This window comes from Spirillospora sp. NPDC048911, assembly GCF_043198015.1.
Lineage (GTDB): Bacteria > Actinomycetota > Actinomycetes > Streptosporangiales > Streptosporangiaceae > Spirillospora.
Window position 1 is genome coordinate 338,010 of the sequence record NZ_JBICUD010000010.1, and the last position, 17,816, is coordinate 355,825.

A 17,816-nucleotide genomic window follows, 5' to 3' on the forward strand; every position below is an offset into this window, starting at 1 on the left:
CGGGAATGCTGCTCGCCGGGACTCGGTCCGTCCGCGAAAAACTAATACGCGCTTTGCCTGGCGGACGCCGTCGCCAGCGCCATCACACGGCAGAATCGCGGTGAACCTGAACGTGGAATCGCGAGCAAAGTCATGGGCCACAGCACAAGGTTGACCGCTCTCGCGCCGGGACGCGTCCTGCCGCCCGACTCACCGCACGCAGAGTGACGCCCTCGCACCAAGGCGAGGGCGCCACGGGATTGAGGTATACCTGGAGTTCTCACCCTGCCTGCCTCGAAGTTCGAGTGCCAGGGCCAGGAGCGTCCTCACCGGCGTCAATGGCCGGGTAACGACTCAGGTGTGCCGTGCGAGGTGTCGCTAGGATGCGCGCCCGTACAGCGCGATGAGCCCGTGGTAGTCACCGAGCCCGAGCGTGGAGGCCCTGTCGTCGCAAGGCTTCATCGTCGGGGCCATGGTGAGGTTGGAGTGCCTTCTCCCGCGGACATGCTTGAGGCCGAGGATGTGGCCCATCTCGTGAACGACGGCTGAGGGCGCGTGAAAACTACCTGCGGGGCAATTCGAGAGAGAATCGCTGCCCGCCGCGCCCGCCTTTTCGGCTGCCCACCAGTTCTTGTCATGGCTCTGAATGGCGATGTCGCCCTCGACGATGTTCCGTGATGACTGCCAGATGCAGGAGAGGGCCAGCGTCCCTGACTCGGCGTTCGTCATGTTCGCCCAGCCGATGGAATTCGTTCCATCGCGGCTCGAGCAGACACCGCCGTTGATATTCGGCGCGGCCGTGGTCGTCCCGGCAAGTTTCTCGTGGATGTTCGGCTGCGGGTCGAATCGCTTCGAGGACGTGCAGTCGGTGACCGCGTCCACCGCGCGCGTGACGCCGTCCGACACCGCGGCCTTCTCGTCCGGAACGCCGCGGACCTTTTCGCCTTCATAGAATTTCCAGTTGATGGTGGAGCCTTTCGGCCAGGCACTGAGGCCCGACGACCACGAGCGGTCCCGGCACGCGTCCTGCGCCAAGGCCGAGTGCTGCGGTCTGCCGTCCTCATGAGTGAAGGTCTGCTGCTTGATGCTCACCATTCGCCGGCCGGGCGGGATCTGGACGGTGAGTTCCGAACTTCCGCCGCTCTGCAGCACATGCGCCGTCACGGTGACGACCTCGCTACCGCGGGGCGGAACCGCGACTCGCAGGCCGTGTGCGCCTTCGATGACCCTGCTGCGAACGTCGCATTCTCCCAACTTCACCGACGAGGGCAGGGATTGCGCGTCAAGTGACCCGCCCCCCTTGCACCACGAGGGCGCGCCGCCCGCATCCCCGGCCGCCGTGCCCGCGGCCGGAACCAGAAGGCTCAAGCTGACAAGTGCGGTGAAGCAACTGGCCTGGCGTTTGGGCAGCTGCTGTAGGAGTGAGGTCACAAAGGATCCTTCCTGACATATTTCGCTGGCTGCTTGCCCGGACACGGGCCGGTCTCGGGGTTGTATCCCCAGTCGACCCGAGCGTTCAGGGCATTGATCAGGAAAGGTTTGGCAAGTACCCGCACCGATAGGCACTGTCGGCGGCGCCGGATGCGCGTCCTGACCCACAAGGTAAGAGAGCAGGAAAACTCAGGGCCAGGTAACGCCAAGGACGTTTCTCGGCGTATTCGGCGGGAGACACATCCGTGACTGTACGGCCTCCGTTGCGTGAGATCGGGGTGACCTATGCCCAGGCCGTGGTATATCGTCGAGCCACGCCAAAGGCGCTCGATCGTGGGTCATCGGCGCACCGAAATGTCTCGCCGACTGAAGCTGAAATATGAAGAAGGTAGGTCGATGCGGGAGCTGGCCGAACAGGAGCGGATCACTGAGAGCATGGTGCGCAAATTGCTCCAGGAAGCGGGCACCGAGATACGCCCCAGGGGCGGCGATCAGCGGCCGGGCCGAAAGTGATGGCCCCGGCAGTATTTCGCCGCCTTTCCACCCATTCTCAGCTGGGGGCAGCCATTCCTCTGGCCAGGCGGCGACCTATGCCCCGGCTCATCACTTTCAGTACGGCCTTGGCCGCTTCGATGACCATCGCCAATATCGCGGCTCCCGTATCCGGGGCTGAGGCCGCGTTCCCCAACCCCGTTCTGGTGGTGGGCGGCATTCGTGCCGACCAGAAGACGCTGGACGGCATGGTCTCCGTTCTGAAAGAGCGTGGCTTCCGTGCCTACTCGGTCCAGCTCGCGGGACGGACGCCCGGGACGGAGGCGATCCCCAAGTCCGCCCGGGTCGTGGCCGACAAGGCAGCCGAGATCCGCAAGAAGACCGGCGCGGCCCGCATCGACGTCATCGGCCACTCGATGGGCGGCTTGGCGCTCCGGCACTACATCAAGTCTCTCGGCGGCCGCACTCAGGTCGGGACGTACATCAGCGTGGGGACGCCCCACAAGGGCGACTGGCTGGGCCTGCTGTGCGCGACCACGTCACAAGGCTGCCGTGACCTGCTGCCCGGGTCGCCGTTCCTGAAGCAGCTCAATGCCCCGCCACAGCTGCCCGAAGGAATACGCGCGTTTCATATCTTCAGCGATCAGGGCACCGGCGAGAAGGCCTCGTTGCCCGGCGCGACGAACCTTCGCATTCAGCAGTTCTGTCCCAAACGCAGGGTCGAACATCCCGCGGAGCTGGTCGATGGGGCCGTGCAAGACCTCGTGGTGTCGATCCTCCACGGCGGCCCGCCCACGACGATCTGCCCCGTCGAGACCAAGATCAGCGTTCGGCCGCGAGGGTGACGCCCAGACCGATGAACACGGTCCCGGTCGCCGCGTCGATCCGGCGGCGCACCGCCTGACGGCCGCGCAGCCAGCCGCCGATCCGTCCGGCCAGGACGCCGACCGTTCCGTCCGCCACGAACTCCAGGACGATCAGAATCGCCCCGAGAACGGCGAACTGCAGCCAGACGGGCCCGGCCGCGGGATCGATGAACTGCGGCAGGAAGGCGACCATGAACGTGAACGTCTGCGGGTTGGCCGCGGACGACACCACCCCGTTGAGGAAGGCGCGCCGGCCCGACATCCCGCCGCCGATCTTCTCCTCGGCCGCACCGCTGTTGCGGTTGCGGATCATCTGCACCCCGAGATAGATCAGGTACGCGGCGCCGGCGATCCGGATCACGGTGAACACGACCGGAAACGTCGTCAGCAGCACGGCCAGCCCGGCGGCGGCCGCCGCGACGTACAGCGCGTCCCCCGTGATCACGCCGACCGTGGCCAGCAGCCCGGCGCGGGCACCGCCCCGCACGCCGCAGCCCAGCACGAACAGCATGTCGGGCCCCGGCGTGATCAGGGCGACGATGGTGGTCGCCGTGAACACGGCGAGCAGGTGCGGATCGATCGGCATCCGATGATCCTTTCACCTCCCGCCGGCAAGCACCCCCAAGGTGGCCATTTCCACAGGAAACACCGCGTAAGCCCAGCCGACGGTCGTGTGAGCATCGCGCACTGGGCACCGTGGACGCTTCGTCGCTTGCCCGCCGGGATGGTGGACAACGGTGGAGGCCCCAGGATCTGGCCAATGGAGCTCGGCAGATACCCAGGGCCCTCAGCGAAGCTCCGCATCCGAGTTGTGCGGATGCGGGGCTCCTTTTGTTACAGCGCTGCCTTCGAAACTGTTCACCGTGTGCTCACACCACCGCCGCTGCACAGGACGCAAGAGATGCATGCGCCCCGTCGCGGCACCCCCACAGGGTGACACGGAGTCGGCCAGCCTGTCCTCGTACGCGCCGGAGCTTCATCAGGCTCGCCCGATACACGCAGCGATTACTTTTTGGGTGCTCCCAGGTCTTCATGGAGGAACACCGCCAATACCTAGGAGACGACATGCGCAAGCTGACTGTGGGGAGCCTGGTCTCGCTCGACGGCATCCAGGAGGCACCTCGTTCGTGGGCGTCGGCCTACTTCGATGACGCCGCCGCAGAGGAGTCTCTGGCCAAGCTCATGGCCAGCGACGCGATGCTGATGGGCCGCAACACCTACGAGTACTTCGCGCCCGCCTGGCCCGCCGCGACGGGCCCCTACGCCGACCGCGTCAACGCCATCCGGAAGTACGTGTTCTCCTCGACGCTGAAGACCGCCGACTGGAACAACTCCGAGATCGTCTCCGGCGACGTCGTGAGCGAGGTCCGCAAGCTCAAGGAGGACGGCACCGGGGATCTCGTCATCTACGGATATGGGCAGCTCGCGCGCACCCTTATGGAGAACGACCTCGTCGATGAGCTGAAAGTGTGGATCCATCCGGTGATCCTGGGCCATGGCACCCCGATCTCCCACGCCGGGCACACGAAGACCCTGCAGCTGGCATCCGTGGAACAGCGACCGACGGGCGTGGTGACCCTCAGCTACACAGCCAAGCAATAGGGCCAGAACCGCCCCCGCGGTTCCGCACGCCCGCCGACTACTACGTCATCCCAACCCGCCGCGGACGAAACGTCCCGCACCGCCTGCCCGACGTCCGCGGAGCCGGTGGCTAACCGCGCAGTCGGGTGAGTGCCTGCGGGGTCAGGTGCTGCGCGAGTTCCTCCAGAAGGGCGACTAGCTTGGCGACCCGCTGCGGATCATCCGATCCCAGCGCGGTCGCCAGCGCGTTGTCGATGGACGTCGATCTGACCTCCTCGACCCGTCCTGAGATCTCGGGCGCGGGCTGGATCAGGAGCCGGCGCCGGTCGCGGGCATCGGGTTCGGTGACGACCGCGCCCGCTTCACGGAGCCGGGCCACCGCACCCGACACGGCGCTCTGCGGCAGACCGGTCCGGGAAGCGATCTCGCCGACCGCGGAGCCGGGATGCGCCCGCACGTCGCTGACCACGATCAGCACCGTCCGGACGCCGGTCGGCTGGTCACCGAGGCCGTCGGTGGGCAACGCCTCCTCGCCGATCTTCATCAGGGTCCGCCCCAGCAGGAACAACTCGACTCCGTTCACGCGATCCAAGATACATCCGAAGAGATGCATCTGTATTGATGTATCAATCCTGATGCTTTACCGTGGATCTCGAACCGAACGACTGGAAGGACCCTGAGATGACCACGACGGATCTGCTGCGCGTGCCGGGCGCCACCCTCTACTACGAGGTGCGCGGCACCGGCCCGATGCTCCTGATCTCCCAGAGCGGTGAAGGTGACGCCCAGCGCAGCGTCGACCTGGTCGACCAGCTGATCGGCGACTACACGGTGGTGACCTACGACCGGCGCGGGCTCTCCCGCAGCGCCTCAGGGCAGGGCGTGACGATGGCCGAGCACGCCGAGGACGTCCACCACCTGCTGGCCGTGCTCACCGATGAGCCGGTGCTGATGCTCGGCTGCAGCCTCGGCGCGGTCATCGGCATGCACCTCGCCATTCGCCACCCCGAACAGGTCAGCACCCTGGTGGCGCACGAGCCGGTCGCGCCACTGCTGCTACCCGCGGCCGAACGCGCCCGTCACCAGCAGGAACTGGCCGATATTCAGCAGCTCTATCGCCGAGACGGGCTGGCCCCGGCCCTCAAGGCCGTCGCCGAGGTTCTGGGCATCGACCCCGCCAATCCCGACGCCGAACAGGGCCTCACTCCGCAACCCATCAACCCGCAGCGGATCGCCAACTTCGCCTTCTTCATCGAGCACGACTTCACCGCCGTCATCAACGACGACCTGCCGACGAACGCGCTCACCGAAACCACCACGCGAATCCTGCCGGCGGCCGGCCGCACCACCCCGCGAACGGTCTTCGACTACCGGTGTGCCCAGGAACTGGCCGACCTCGTCGGCACCCAGATCACCGAGTTTCCCGGCGGCCACAACGGCAACACCTCCCACCCGCGCGCCTACGCATCGCGCCTGAGGGAGACCCTTCGGGCCGCCGCCTCCTAGTCCTGAAGGACGCCGACCCGGTAACGACCGTACGCGCCTGAACGATGACGCAGTGTCACGTTCCGGTCGTTCGAAGGGGTCGCATGCTCCTCCAGGCTCTGATTGTCGGTGCCCTCGCGGCGCTCGCCGCGGTTCTGGTGTTCGGTGGGCTGGGCAGGCTGCGGCCCGCGACGTGGCGGCAGAAGGACGACGAGGCCGCCGGAAGCCTGGTCATCGACCTGATCAAGACGATGTTCGCCTTCGTCTTCGCCTTCGTGGTCGTCACCGGGATGCAGCAGTACAAGGACGCCAGCGAGAACGTCACCAACGAGGCCAGTGATCTGATGCAGGTCTACTGGGCCGCGCACGGGATGCCCGACCCCGAGCACCGCGAGCTCCAGGGGCTCGTCCGCGAGTACGCCACGATCGTGGTGAACGAGGAGTGGCCGGCGATGAGCGACCGCCGGATGAGCCCGCGGGCCGCCGCGACGCTGGACCGTCTCCGCGATCGCATGCAGCAGGTCGAGCCGCGCGGCCGCAAGATGGAGATGCTGCACGAGAGTGCGATCACCAGTGTGCGCGAGGTGTCGGAGGCGCGCCGGCTGCGGATCTTGCAGGCCCAGCAGGGCGTGCCCCAGTTCCTGTGGGTCGGCCTGATGGTGGGCGCGATCCTGATGATCTGCGCGCCGCTGCTGGCCGGGGTGACGGTCACCGCCCGCAGCATGGCGATGGTCGGGCTGCTCGGCGCCTTCGTCGCGCTGGCCATGTTCCTGATGTGGAACCTCAACTACCCGTTCGGTGGCGGCATCAGCGTTCAGCCGGACGCGTTCCGCATGATCATCGTGCGCTTCGGGCAGGTCTCGTAGCGGCCGGTTGCGGCCGGATCATGTAACCCATATAACTAGTTACATGACACTGAGCTGGAAACTGGTCATCGACAGCGCGAACGCGCCCGCGCTCGCGGACTTCTGGGCCGCGGCCCTGGGCTACGAGGTGGAAGACCCCAGCGCCCTCATCGAGCAGTTGCTGGGCGCGGGCCACCTCGGGGAGGAGGCGGTCGTCGAGCATCGCGGCCGCAAGACCTTCCGCGGCTACGCCGCGATCCGCCACCCCGACGACCCGTTCGACGAGACGAGCGGCGTCGGACGCGGCCGCCGGCTGCTCTTCCAGGACGTTCCCGAGATCAAGTCGGGCAAGAACCGCCTGCACATCGACGTCCACAGCGAGCCCGGCGGCCTCGACAAGCTGGTGTCCCGGCTGGAGGAGCTGGGGGCGGCCCGCGTCCGCGAGTTCGATCAGGGTCCCGCCGGCCACTGGTGGGTCATGCAGGACCCCGAAGGCAACGAGTTCTGCGCGGCCTAGCAGACCAGGCCCGGCGATGCGGCCGGCCACCAAAGGTACGGCTGACGGCGCGCGCGTGAACAGCGTCCCAGCGAGTGGCCGGTGGGGCCGCCCAGCGGTGCCGACGACAGCCGCACCGAGGTCCACCTGTTTCCCGTCGAGTTCCCGCTGCCCTGAGAGCCTGGTGGGGGGCCGGAGGGTTTCTCCCGGCTCCCACTTGTCAGGAGTCCTCTACTTTGATCCGGTGCCTACCGTGTAGGCGTCGATGATGGTCTGGGTGACGGACGAGCCCCCGGACGGCGCGTAGGGATACTGTTCCCGGTTTCGCGCCGGTGATGATCACGACCCGATGGTCGCCGAGCTTCTTCACCGGGAGCTTCCGCCACGTCCCGCCACGGTCGAAGGACGCGTCCACGGTCACGATCTCGGAGGCTGATCCGTCGTCGCTGTCTGTCTGCAGTGAGACGGCGGTCGGCTTATCCGCGGGCGCCCGGTTGAGGTCGTCCAGCCCGGACGGCGCGAAACGAACGACACGCAGGGGGAGCGGCGTGGGCCTCTCCGTGTGCCCGGACCGGAACGTCCACGTGGGTGTGACCTTCGTCGACAGCTTCGCGCCGGGCTCGGTCCGTTCGGCGTCAGCGGTCAGCTCGTACTCGGCCTCGCCTTCGGGACGGTGGCGGTCAGCTCGTAGGACTCGAACGGGGCGTCCTTGATGACCTTTCCGCCCGATTTCAGTACGTCCGCGCACGGTGGCCTGGACCGTCGTCATGTCCGCGGTGCGGGCCTTGTAGGAGGGGTCCACCGGGAACTCGCCGCGCCGGTAGTCGTAGATCTCGTACCGGTACGGCCCCGGGGCGTCCGGCGTCGAGCCCTTCGTCCGCCAGCTCGTGTGGCTGTAGTAGGCGAGGCCGCTCTGCTTGGCGGGCAGGACGTAGCGGTGCGACAGGGGGCAGTCGCTCATCGGGGCGGAGTCGTACGCGACCTTGCCGTTGGCGTATCCGAAGCCGAGGTCGTAGAACTCCCGCATCTCGGCCGAGGGGTCGTCGACCGACACGCTGATGGGCTTCTTGGCCGCGCGTGAGCCGCGCCGCGGGCCAGCCGGGATGCCGCGCGGCGAGGATCGCGGCCGCGCCCGCGACGTGCGGCGCGGCCATGGACGTGCCCGACGCCCTCACGTAGTCGTCGTCGTAGGGCTCGTCGAGGAGGGTGTCCTTCGCTCGCGCCGCGACGATGCCCACGCCGGGCGCGGTGATGTCGGGCTTGACCGCGCGGTCGCCCAGCCGTGGCCCCCTGCTGGAGAAGCCGGCGAGGGAGTCGTTCCTGTCCACGGCGCCGACGGTAAGCGCGGAGTCCGCCGTGCCCGGGCTGCCCAGGGTGCGTTCGTCCGGGCCCTCGTTGCCGGCGCTGACGACGAAGAGAGTGCCGGTACGGGCCGTGAGCGTGTCGACCGCCTCCTCCAGGGGGTCGCTGCCCTGGGCGTCCCTGCCGCCGAAGCTCATGTTGACGACCTTGGCCTTCACTTGGGTGGCGGCCCACTCCATCCCGGCCAGGATCGAGGAATCGTAACCGTCCCCGGAGTCATCGAAGACCTTGCCCACCGCGATCTTCGCGCCGGGCGCGACGCCCGGAACCTGCCGCCCGAGGCCGCTCCCGACCCCGCCACGGTGGACGCCACGTGGGTACCGTGGCCGATCCTGTCCTGCACGTCATCGGGGCCTTGGTCGGTGAAGCCCCGCGACTGGACGACGACGTCCTTGAGATCGGGATGGCCCGTGTCGTATCCGGTGTCGAGGACGGCGACGGTGCCGCCCTTCCCGTCCCAGCCGCGTTCCCACGCGGCGGGGGCGCCGACCTGCTTGACGCTCTGGTCGAGGTGCGTCTGGCGCCTGCCGTCGAGCCAGATCCGGGTGACCGCGCCGCTGGAACGCAGGCCGTTCGCGGTGAGCGAGGCCCAGGCCGTTCCGGCGCTCTTCTTCTCGACGCGCAGGGTGTCCATGCCGAGCGCCGGAAGGGCGAGGGCCTTGGTGGCCCCCGCGATCGCCACGTGTCCCTTGCCGCGCTGCACGATCATCGGGATGTCCTTGCGGCGGGAGTCACCGTAGCCTTCAGCGCTCAGCAGCCCGATGTCGAAGAGCCGCCGGTCGAGCCTGCCCTGCCCGACGAGGGGCGCCGCGTCGGACGGTATGACGTAGCGATGCCCGCCGACGGTGAGCCGCTGGAAGGTTGTCTTCTCACGTCCCTTGCCAGGTCGGACGCCCAGCACGAAGGCCGTCGTGCCTTCCCCTCGCACGCGCACCGGCGCTCACCCATCGGACAGGTAGCGCTCCACCGTCTCGACCTTCGAGGTCATCGCGTCCGTCACGCCGGGACGTATGTCCGCCTTGACCACCAGGCTGACGCGTGGAGACCGCTCGGCGACCGCGTCGACCGCGCGCTTGATCACTGCCATCACCTCGTCCCACTCGCCTTCGATCGTCGTGAACATGGCGTCGGTGCGGTTGGGCAGCCCGCTGGCTCGGACGACGCGGACGGCCTCGGCGACGAGTTCACCGACGTCCTCGCCAGCGCCCAGCGGTGTCACGGAGAAGGCGACAAGCACGATGCGATCCCTTCCTTCGGTTCGAACGAAACGTCCTGGCAGTGATCCTCGGCCATTCTGCGGCGTTCCGAAGAACCACAGCGCCATGGCCGCGCGCACATGGACACGCGGTCATGAGCACGCGGCCGCCGGTCGCGCGTGAGGCCCCGCGACGGCGTGTCAGACGCGGACGTCCTGGGCGATCCGCGTCCAGAACGCGTCGAAGAGCGTGTGCGCGCGCTCGCGCAGTGCCTGCTCCCGCTGGTGTGCGTCGTCCAAGAGGGAGTCGGTGTCGATGCCCTGCTCCTGGAGCCAGTCGCCGTGGGCGTCGATCCACTTGCCGAGCTCCCGCGGTGTCAGGTCGGGGTGGAACTGCACGGCGAGGCAGCGGCCGTACCGGTAGGCCTGCGGAGCGGTCGGCGTGCGGGCGATGACGGTCCCGCCCGCCGGGACGGTCAGCAGGTCGGTGTGCCAGGTCAGCCACGGGCCGGGCGGCACCAGGTCGGGATCGCTGGTGTCGACCACGACGAAGCCGGCTTCGGGCTTGGGGGCCCGGCGTCCGGAGGCGTTGAGCGTGAGGCTCAGGATGTGGGCCCCGTAGCAGATGGCCAGGAGGGGCACGGCGGCCCCGACCGCCCGGTGGACGAGCCGTTCCTCGTGTTCGCGGGGGCCGGCGCTGTCCTCCTCGGTGACCGAGTCGAGCGAGCCCATCGTGATCAGGAGATCGAAGTCGGCGGGGTCGGGCCATGCGTCCGGATTCTCGCGAAAGCAGGCGTGCACCTCACCCAGTTCGTGTGCCCGCAGACGCTCGGCGAGGTATCCGAGATCGCCTGTCGACTCGTTCGATACGACCATGACGGCCATGCCGGATGCTCCTTCGTGTCCGTGTTGTCGGCGTCAGCTGCCGAGCGGGGGGAGGCGCCGGTAGATGCGCAGCGCGTTTTCGGAGCCGACCATCTGAGCTACACGTCGCGCGTCCTCGTCGGCCCAGTCACCGCTGGCGACGGCCTGCTCGCAACAGGACTGCATGGCGCGACGAAAAAGGACGGTGCCGAGGTAGTACAGGTCGGCCAAACCATATGCGTCGGTTGAGAAGAGAACCTTGGCGAATGGCGCCAGCTCAAGCACTTCAGAGAGAATCTTATGCGCCCACCTCCCGACATAGTTGAGCGATAGCCCTACGTCGGTATAGACGTGAGGATATGCATGAGCCAGGTAGCTCGCGTTCCGGTGGAACGGATAACCATGCAGGAGCACCACGGTGGTGCCGCAGTCTTGCACCTGGCGAATGAAATCCGTCAGATGCAGCGGATCGACCCGTCCGAGATGCAGGGAAGTGTCGCCCAGCCCCGTGTGGAACTGCAGCGGAAGCCCCATCTCCCCGCCGAGGCGCGCGCCGGTGTACAGCACATGCCGCAGGAGGACGGGGTCTTTCAGCTGAGGAACGGACTCCGGCTCTGCCGCCTGCAACCAGGACTCGGCGCAGCTCTTGACGGCAGCCGGACTGGGGGATTCGGCCTCGAAATCCAGGCCGTGACGGTAACCGATGACCGACTTCAGCCCGACGACGGCCTGGTCACCGCACTGCGTGGCCAGCTCGTGAGCGAACGCGTCCGCGAACTCTTCCGCGCTCACCCCGCGCTTCGCCACCTCCTCGGCCACGGCTTCAAGGCGCACGATACGGAACGCGCGACGGCCGGACAGCTCGGCCATCTCCGGGACCGTCAGCACCTCGTCGGCAGGGAAACCGTCATCGATGCACAGCGCCGACAATCCGCCCTGAGCGAGGAAGAGCCGATCGGCGTCCCGGCCCAAGGCGAGCCTCTGCTCCAGGTAGGTCTGCGCGTCCACGCCGGAATCGAGGGACAACACGGGAGCGCACCACCGGCGAACCGCGAACCCGAGGCTGGAATCCCAGAAGGACACCCCGGCGGGTGGCGGCGCGTCCGACTCGGTCAGCAATTGCCCGAACGCACTGGGGCCCAGGGGCGCTCGCTGAATTCCGTGACAATGGTGATCGACCAGATTCAGGTGGCCGCCCAGATCCACGCCCCACTCCAGTCGATCGAAGCCAATCGCGCGTCACCAGCAATGGTACGTCACGCCTCGGACATCGCCGATCCGACAACGCAATACAGCCCTTTTATCCGCATTTCTATGCTTTCGCATAGCGGCCACAGGGAGTGATCGTTAAAAGGAGGCGCCGCGCGTCCGCACGCGCTCAACGGCGACTTTGCCAGGTCCAGCGGAGGGCCGGGGCGACGGCTGTTCCTGTCAGGATTCCCGTGATCACCGCCCGGTACCAGGTGACGGGAAGGAACCCGGAAACGACGAAAATGAGCTCCAGCAGAAGGGCGATCAGGGCCACGCGGCCGGCGACTCGCATCGTTCTCCACCTCCGTTGAGCTCAGCATCAGGTGAATGGGCGCTCGGATCAACGCCGATGGGCGGCTGGACCGGTCCGGACCCGAGGCCGATGTGGAGTGCGCCGTGTCGCTCCGGCGTCCCGTGCGCGATGATCGGCATCCCGCCCCGAAGACCGCAGGTCGCCGAGCGACCACCTGGAGGAGCATCTATGAGTCGCCGCCCCGCCGACCCAGCCCCCTCTTCGCCGGAGGAGAAGGCGGCGTCTTCCAGAGGGGCCGTCGTGCGGTTGCTGGCGTTCGCCGCGGTGCTCGTTGGGCTCGGCGTGCTGGTGGCGATGGGCGGCGGCGCGCTCTGGGAGGACATCAGCGAATGGGTCGACTCGCTCGGCTTCTGGGGTCCGCTGATCTTCGCCTTCTGCTACGCGCTGGCGGTGATCGCGCTGATTCCGGGCTCGGTGCTGAACGCGTCCGCCGGAGCGCTGTTCGGCGTCGCGCTCGGCTCGGCGGCGGTGTTCGCCGGAGCCACGGCGGGCGCGGCGCTCTCGTTCGGGCTGGCCAGGCTCCTGGGACGTCCAGCAGTGGCTCGCTACACCGGATCGGGCCGGCTCGCCCGCCTGGACGCCTATCTTTCGCGGCGCGGTTTCGAGTCCGTGCTGGTGCTGCGCATGGTGTCGCTGTTCCCGTTCGGCGTCGTCAACTACGCGGCCGGGGTCGCCGGGGTGCGGTTCGCGTCCTACATGGCGGGCACGGCGCTGGGGATCATCCCGGGCACGCTCGTCTACACGGGACTGGGCGGAGCGCTGCGCGAACCCGGCTCTCCGGTCGTGTGGATCGCACCGGTCGGGCTGGTCGTGCTCAGCGCGGGCGGCTGGTGGGCGGCGCAGTTCGTCCGCTCCCGCACAGGGGAGGCCGACGCGGACCGCGAGGCCTCCTAGCGCGTTCCGTCAGAGGTGACGTGGCCGCCGAGCTCGTTCAGCACCATCGTCACGACCGCGTCGAATGCCACAGCTCCAGTGCGAGGTCGGCGGCCCGGCGGAGTTCCTCGCGCCCGGCGCCGACGGCGGCCTGGGACGGCTCATGCCGAGCCGCTAGTTGCCGGGGTTGCGCGAGACCCGCTCCGGCGTGAGAAGCACGGCGACCCGGCGCTCCTCGGCCATCGTCCGGTCGTACGCCGGCCAGTCGTCATGCGTGCCGCCGGCGGCGGTGAAGATCTCGCGCAGCAGCAGCCGGAGCCGCTCACCGTCCACGCCGGGCAGCGGATCGTCGGGCCCGGCGAGCTCGACCGGCCCCTCGGCCGCCGCCCACTCCCAGCCCGCTCGCACCACGACGCTCGCACGCGGCCGTTCCCGCAGGTTGGCCACCTTGCGAGTGCCGCCGACGGCGACCAGCCCGACCACCTGCGCGCCGGTCACCGGATGCGCGAGAACCCCCGCGTTCACCACCGACGACTGAATGGTCCCGTCCGCCCGCAGAGTCGACACCACGCACAGGCCATGGTCGCCCGGAACGAGCCGCGCGAAATCCTCAAGCCCGCTCATCGGCACACGCTCCTACGTCCCGCCATGAGCACCTCACTTGCAGAGAACGACCAAGAAATGATCGCACGCCGCGCCCCAGGGCGGGACTGACCGGAACAACATTCCGTGGCCATCGATCAGGGCGTCGCGCTGGCCAGGAGGTACCTCCAGTGATCAGCTGCGGGCTGTGATCTGCTGGACGGCCCAGCCGTTGCCGTCAGGGTCCTTGAAGAAGCAGAACCCGACGTTGTTCAGGTCGTCATCGTCCCGCGCGGGACGCTGCCCTTCCTTGGCGAAGACCGTGACCTCGGAGACGTCCACTCCGCGCTCAGCCAGCTCCGCCCTTGCGGCTTTGACGTCGTTCACCACGAGCTGCACGCCCTGCAGCGAGCCGGGCGCCATGTCCACGTGGCTGCTGCCGATCACCACCGAACAGCCCGAACCGGGCGGCGTGAGCTGGACGAAGCGCATGCCGGCGCCGCCCGTGGTGTCGTGGTCGACGGCGAAGCCGAGCTGGTCGGCGTAGAACGCCTTGGCCCGGTCGACGTCCGAGACGGGCACCGAAACGACTTCGAGAGTCCAGTTCATGCGCGGCCTCCAGGTGAGCAACGTCCTCTGTGTCCGGCGGACACAGAATTTACTCTAGACACTCCGGCCGAACAAGACCCACCTCTTCCGCGCCGCTTACGGAATGCCGCCGCGCGCCACCGACGCTCGATCCTGTTGGAACGCCGCGTGCACGGATCGTCAATAAAGGGGGCGCGGATAGACGATGCCAACATGACCAAGTTCCAGCACCCTGAAGACTGGTATCCGCGACTGGTCCCCGGGCGCGGACGGTGTCAACCGGTGGTCGAGGGGTTTCCTCGACGTCCGGTCGGGCTGGCCACGCACACCCAACTCCTCCTGCACCGCCTGATGCAGGAGGAGCGTTGACGGACAGCAGCCGCCCGGCGAACCCGGCCACACTGGTGCCCGCCGGTGGACGACCGGTGCTGATCAATCTGCGGGTGAGCCGGTTCTGCGACAACTCCGCATGCGAGTTGCGGGCCTCGCCGAGCAGGTGCCGGTGGTGGCCCGGCGGCATGCCCGGCCTGCGCCGCCGCGTCGTGCGCCGCCTGCGTCATGAAACCGGTCCGGCCGGTGTGGCGTTGGGTCAGGGCAGGGAGTCGGTTTCGCCGTCGATGACGACCTGGTCCCGGTCGGCTTGGGCGGCCTGACGGTCGGTGGCGGCCTTGTGCCGGTCAGTCTGGGCATCGAGGCGATCCTGGCCTGCGTCCTGCCGGTCGTTCTTGCTGTCGTAGCGATCCTGGCGGGCGTGCTGCCGGCTTTCGCGCGCCTTGAGCAGGAACTGGCGGATCGCCGCACGCTCGGCGCCGCGGGCCTCGTGGTCGGCCGCGGGCAGGCCGCCGGCCTCCCCCCGGTCACGCCGCTCGGCCTGCCGCAGCAGCTCGTGCAGCTCCCGGTCGTCGGCCGCGGCGGCCTCACCGGCCTGCAGTGCCTGGACGTCACGGGCCCGTGCCGCCGCGTCGCGCAGCGCGGCGCGTTCGTCCCGTTCCTTCGCCGACACATCACGCTCGCGTGCCACGTCATCGCGCTCATCTCCGGCGTACCGAGCGGCCTCCGTGCCCGCCCCGCCGGCCGGCGCCGGCCTGGCCCGCTCGCGCAGCACGGCCGCCATCTGCAACGCCATCGCGCTGAGGGGGTCGTCGGGATGGCGCTGCGCCAACTGCTCCAACACCATGGCGATCTGCAGCTCGTCCCACTGGTGCTGTGCGCGCACTCCTCCACCTCCGTCGGTCCGCTCACGCGGAACAGGTGCCGTACCGGCTCACTGACCACTTTCCTCCTCGCGTGCCGGCTTCGCGAACCGACCGCACGCGCCGGCAGGCGCGCCGTGAGAGCGTGACATTGCCGAGGCCGAGCGTCTCGATCGGTCGGGAGGGAAGGAGGCGGCCGCGTTGGACGTCCTTCAGCGGTTTCCCAGCGGGCAGCGGTTGCCGGCCTGGGCGCGCTCGGCGGCCTGCCAGACTGACGGGAGCGCGTCGGGAAGCACGCGCCGGCGAAGGTCGGAAACGTTCCGCGAGGAGGACGCGTGGCACGGGTACTGGTGATCGGACTCGATCCCGCCAAGATCGAGGGCTGGGACCCGAAGCCGGTTCAGGAGGCGCTCGCGCGCGGTCAGGCCCGCTTCGACGCTCACGGCATCGAGGCGGACATGTGCCTGCTGGCGCTCGACGACGATCCCGAGGGGACGATCGTGGCGGCGCTGACCGGCAAGGACTACGCCTGCGTGGTGATCGGGGGCGGCATCCGCAAGCACGAGCCGTTGCTCGAGTTCTTCGAGAAGGCGGTCAACCTGGTCCGCCGGCACGCGCCCGGCGCGGCCATCGCCTTCAACAGCGGCCCCGAGGATTCCGCCGACGCGGCGCTTCGGTGGCTGCGCTAGGTGATGTTGAAGTGGAGGAGCCGGTGCTTGGCGATGCTGTGCACTTCGGCGCCGTAGCCTGAAATGTGACCGGCCATCCATACCAGCAGTTCGTTCTGGACGGGGGTGGCATCGCCCCACATCCCGTAGAAGCGCTGCCTTGTGGTGCAGATAGGACGCAGCGTGCCGGCCAGGACCGATTGCCAGACGGCGGCGGCTGATGCTGGATTGTCTCCTGCTCGATAGTCGCTGATGGCGATGATACCGTTGGCCCGGAGCAGGAAACGGCCCATCTCAATGCGGTTCAGCAGTTCGTTGTAGGTCCCGCTCGCCGTGAAGTGGACGAAACGGAATCGCTTGGGGTTCTGGCTCCGAAGCGTCTTCCAGTCCGTCACTGCCAGGTCTGCGGAAAGGCAATTCTCGCCGTCTCGGCAAAAGCGCGACGCCCCTAGGGGGACGGGCCCCAACTCAAGCAAGTCTCCTTCGTGGCAGCAACTGATGGCCTGCCCCAGGAACCAGGCTGCCAGCGTATCTTCACGTGACGTCGGAATCGATGTCACATCTACTTCGCGGGTCGTCGGAACCGTTGCGTCAAAGTTCTTCATCTTCAGGCCCTCAATCACTGGCAGGAACTGGCATCGCCGGCACTCCGCCCAGCGATTCCGGCTGCTTTTTAAATGCCTTGGTCCAAGGACCTCCCAGATAGCGCGCCGCTCCGATGACCACGGCGTCCTGCGGGCATGCGTTCACGTGCACGGGCAGATCCAGACGCTGGCGCAGCAACGTCGGCAGCCTCGGCGCCAGTGCCCCGCCACCGGACAGCACCAATCCATGGATCAGCAGTTGCCGGGTCAGTTCAGGGTCACAGGAGTTGCGCAGATCCTCCAGCGCCTCAACGATCTGGTCGAACACCCGGGTGGAAGCGGAAGCTATTTCCCCGGCCGTCACGGTGTGGACCGTCGGCTTGCCCGAGTCGAGGTCCTGGCCGCAGATCTCCAGCGGCTCGTGGTCTCCCGCCTCAACGACCAGCGACTCCGCCTGGACTCTCGATCGTTCGGCCGCTTCCATGCTCACCACGAGCCGGTATTCCCGCAGGGCCCATGCCGCGACCGCCTGATCGAATCGCAGGCCGCCCACCGGCAAGGTGCGGTGCGTCCATACCCTGCCTTTGGCGACGATCGCCATTCTGGTCGCGTTCCCGCCAAGGTCCGCGACCATCCGCGCCGATATGCCGGCCCCGTCCACCTGGTGTCCGAGCGCGGCGGCGAGCCCATGGTCGACCGGTAGCACCTGACGGGCCCCCGCCCGCGAAACGACCTGCTCCAAAGCTCGCCGTTCCATTTTCGCGGCCCCCGAGGGCACCGCGACCGCGACTCGGGGCCGTACACGCACGCGTCCCTTATGTGCTTCCTTGAGCAACCATCGCACAAGCGCCACAGCCGCGCCGTATTCGGTTACCGTGCCATTCCAAACCGGCCGGACGAGCTCCACATCACGCCAGCCAAGTTCATCGCCTTCCAGCGCGTCCCGCCCCACGACCAGGGCCCGTCCACTATTGCGGCTCACCATCACGACCGACGGCACGCAAATGCGTATCTGCCGTTCAGGTACGAAAATACGCGAGTGGACGGTGCCCAGATCCAGCGCGGTATCGGCATTCACAACCGCTGAAAGCAATCCCATGGAAGACCCTTAAGTGATCTTGTTCATTCGCATACCGTAAATTACTCGATCTTGAGCCTGACCTAACCC

At 67.9% G+C, this 17,816-nt stretch carries 22 protein-coding genes and 1 pseudogene; 8 read left to right on the top strand and 15 right to left on the bottom strand.

What is annotated here, in order from left to right; all coding sequences use genetic code 11:
• Nucleotides 1-357: 357 nt before the first annotated feature.
• Complete coding sequence (locus tag ACGFNU_RS38520) at nt 358-1,410, bottom strand: matrixin family metalloprotease (RefSeq protein ID WP_392601520.1); 1,053 nt, start codon at nt 1,408-1,410, stop codon at nt 358-360.
• 285 nt (nt 1,411-1,695) lie between these two features.
• Here ACGFNU_RS38520 and ACGFNU_RS38525 point away from each other — a divergent pair, with 285 nt between their 5' ends.
• The gene (locus ACGFNU_RS38525; RefSeq protein ID WP_392601521.1) at nt 1,696-1,923 is read left to right on the top strand and encodes a helix-turn-helix domain-containing protein; all 228 of its coding nucleotides are present in this window, start codon (nt 1,696-1,698) and stop codon (nt 1,921-1,923) included.
• A 119-nt stretch (nt 1,924-2,042) separates the two neighbouring features.
• On the top strand, nt 2,043-2,747 hold the full coding sequence (locus tag ACGFNU_RS38530) for an alpha/beta hydrolase (protein WP_392601522.1): 705 nt from the start codon (nt 2,043-2,045) through the stop codon (nt 2,745-2,747).
• Here ACGFNU_RS38530 and ACGFNU_RS38535 read toward each other — a convergent pair.
• A complete protein-coding gene (locus ACGFNU_RS38535) occupies nt 2,725-3,354 on the bottom strand; it encodes a LysE family translocator (RefSeq protein WP_392601523.1) in 630 nt (209 codons plus the stop codon). The genes ACGFNU_RS38530 and ACGFNU_RS38535 overlap by 23 nt on opposite strands.
• Nucleotides 3,355-3,833: 479 nt before the next feature.
• On the opposite strand from ACGFNU_RS38535, the gene ACGFNU_RS38540 reads away from it, so the two are divergent.
• Entirely contained in the window at nt 3,834-4,370 is a 537-nt protein-coding gene (locus tag ACGFNU_RS38540) for a dihydrofolate reductase family protein (protein WP_392601524.1), read from the top strand.
• Between the two features lie 109 nt (nt 4,371-4,479).
• On the opposite strand, the gene ACGFNU_RS38545 is transcribed toward ACGFNU_RS38540, so the two are convergent.
• A complete protein-coding gene (locus ACGFNU_RS38545; RefSeq protein WP_392601525.1) occupies nt 4,480-4,932 on the bottom strand; it encodes a MarR family winged helix-turn-helix transcriptional regulator in 453 nt (150 codons plus the stop codon).
• A gap of 98 nt (nt 4,933-5,030) precedes the next feature.
• Here ACGFNU_RS38545 and ACGFNU_RS38550 point away from each other — a divergent pair, with 98 nt between their 5' ends.
• From ACGFNU_RS38550 to ACGFNU_RS38560, 3 genes are all read left to right on the top strand, one after another.
• Complete coding sequence (locus ACGFNU_RS38550; RefSeq protein WP_392601526.1) at nt 5,031-5,855, top strand: alpha/beta fold hydrolase; 825 nt, start codon at nt 5,031-5,033, stop codon at nt 5,853-5,855.
• An 83-nt stretch (nt 5,856-5,938) separates the two neighbouring features.
• The gene (locus ACGFNU_RS38555; RefSeq protein ID WP_392601527.1) at nt 5,939-6,700 is read left to right on the top strand and encodes a DUF4239 domain-containing protein; all 762 of its coding nucleotides are present in this window, start codon (nt 5,939-5,941) and stop codon (nt 6,698-6,700) included.
• Between the two features lie 43 nt (nt 6,701-6,743).
• Complete coding sequence (locus ACGFNU_RS38560) at nt 6,744-7,196, top strand: VOC family protein (RefSeq protein ID WP_392601528.1); 453 nt, start codon at nt 6,744-6,746, stop codon at nt 7,194-7,196.
• Between the two features lie 199 nt (nt 7,197-7,395).
• On the opposite strand, the gene ACGFNU_RS38565 is transcribed toward ACGFNU_RS38560, so the two are convergent.
• From ACGFNU_RS38565 to ACGFNU_RS38595, 7 genes and pseudogenes are all read right to left on the bottom strand, one after another.
• The gene (locus ACGFNU_RS38565; protein WP_392601686.1) at nt 7,396-8,229 is read right to left on the bottom strand and encodes a hypothetical protein; all 834 of its coding nucleotides are present in this window, start codon (nt 8,227-8,229) and stop codon (nt 7,396-7,398) included.
• Between the two features lie 91 nt (nt 8,230-8,320).
• A pseudogene (locus ACGFNU_RS38570) lies at nt 8,321-8,773 on the bottom strand (S8 family serine peptidase); the annotation flags it as partial.
• Nucleotides 8,692-9,471 (bottom strand): S8 family serine peptidase, encoded by a 780-nt coding sequence (locus tag ACGFNU_RS38575; protein ID WP_392601529.1) that lies wholly within the window; start codon nt 9,469-9,471, stop codon nt 8,692-8,694. The pseudogene ACGFNU_RS38570 and the gene ACGFNU_RS38575, both read right to left, overlap by 82 nt.
• Before the next feature lie 6 nt (nt 9,472-9,477).
• Nucleotides 9,478-9,774, bottom strand: a complete 297-nt coding sequence (locus ACGFNU_RS38580; protein WP_392601530.1) for an MTH1187 family thiamine-binding protein — start codon at nt 9,772-9,774, stop codon at nt 9,478-9,480.
• Between the two features lie 159 nt (nt 9,775-9,933).
• A complete protein-coding gene (locus ACGFNU_RS38585) occupies nt 9,934-10,617 on the bottom strand; it encodes a type 1 glutamine amidotransferase (protein WP_392601531.1) in 684 nt (227 codons plus the stop codon).
• Nucleotides 10,618-10,650: 33 nt separating this feature from the next.
• Entirely contained in the window at nt 10,651-11,802 is a 1,152-nt protein-coding gene (locus ACGFNU_RS38590; protein ID WP_392601532.1) for an amidohydrolase family protein, read from the bottom strand.
• 172 nt (nt 11,803-11,974) lie between these two features.
• Entirely contained in the window at nt 11,975-12,139 is a 165-nt protein-coding gene (locus tag ACGFNU_RS38595) for a hypothetical protein (RefSeq protein WP_392601533.1), read from the bottom strand.
• Nucleotides 12,140-12,328: 189 nt separating this feature from the next.
• Here ACGFNU_RS38595 and ACGFNU_RS38600 point away from each other — a divergent pair, with 189 nt between their 5' ends.
• Nucleotides 12,329-13,054 carry a TVP38/TMEM64 family protein gene (locus ACGFNU_RS38600; protein WP_392601534.1) on the top strand — a complete coding sequence of 242 codons (726 nt, stop codon included), beginning with the start codon at nt 12,329-12,331 and terminating at the stop codon, nt 13,052-13,054.
• Nucleotides 13,055-13,207: 153 nt separating this feature from the next.
• Here the strand turns inward: ACGFNU_RS38600 and ACGFNU_RS38605 are convergent, their stop codons facing one another.
• From ACGFNU_RS38605 to ACGFNU_RS38615, 3 genes are all read right to left on the bottom strand, one after another.
• On the bottom strand, nt 13,208-13,657 hold the full coding sequence (locus ACGFNU_RS38605) for a pyridoxamine 5'-phosphate oxidase family protein (protein ID WP_392601535.1): 450 nt from the start codon (nt 13,655-13,657) through the stop codon (nt 13,208-13,210).
• Nucleotides 13,658-13,810: 153 nt separating this feature from the next.
• Nucleotides 13,811-14,224: a VOC family protein gene (locus ACGFNU_RS38610; RefSeq protein ID WP_392601536.1), complete on the bottom strand. Its 414-nt coding sequence runs from the start codon at nt 14,222-14,224 to the stop codon at nt 13,811-13,813.
• 568 nt (nt 14,225-14,792) lie between these two features.
• Entirely contained in the window at nt 14,793-15,419 is a 627-nt protein-coding gene (locus ACGFNU_RS38615) for a hypothetical protein (RefSeq protein WP_392601537.1), read from the bottom strand.
• Between the two features lie 312 nt (nt 15,420-15,731).
• Between ACGFNU_RS38615 and ACGFNU_RS38620 the strand changes: the two genes are divergently transcribed.
• Nucleotides 15,732-16,085: a hypothetical protein gene (locus tag ACGFNU_RS38620; protein ID WP_392601538.1), complete on the top strand. Its 354-nt coding sequence runs from the start codon at nt 15,732-15,734 to the stop codon at nt 16,083-16,085.
• Here ACGFNU_RS38620 and ACGFNU_RS38625 read toward each other — a convergent pair.
• Both ACGFNU_RS38625 and ACGFNU_RS38630 read right to left on the bottom strand, forming a co-directional pair.
• On the bottom strand, nt 16,082-16,669 hold the full coding sequence (locus ACGFNU_RS38625; RefSeq protein WP_392601539.1) for a hypothetical protein: 588 nt from the start codon (nt 16,667-16,669) through the stop codon (nt 16,082-16,084). The genes ACGFNU_RS38620 and ACGFNU_RS38625 overlap by 4 nt on opposite strands.
• A 10-nt stretch (nt 16,670-16,679) precedes the next feature.
• Entirely contained in the window at nt 16,680-17,747 is a 1,068-nt protein-coding gene (locus ACGFNU_RS38630) for a rod shape-determining protein (RefSeq protein WP_392601540.1), read from the bottom strand.
• Between the last annotated feature and the right edge of the window lie 69 nt (nt 17,748-17,816).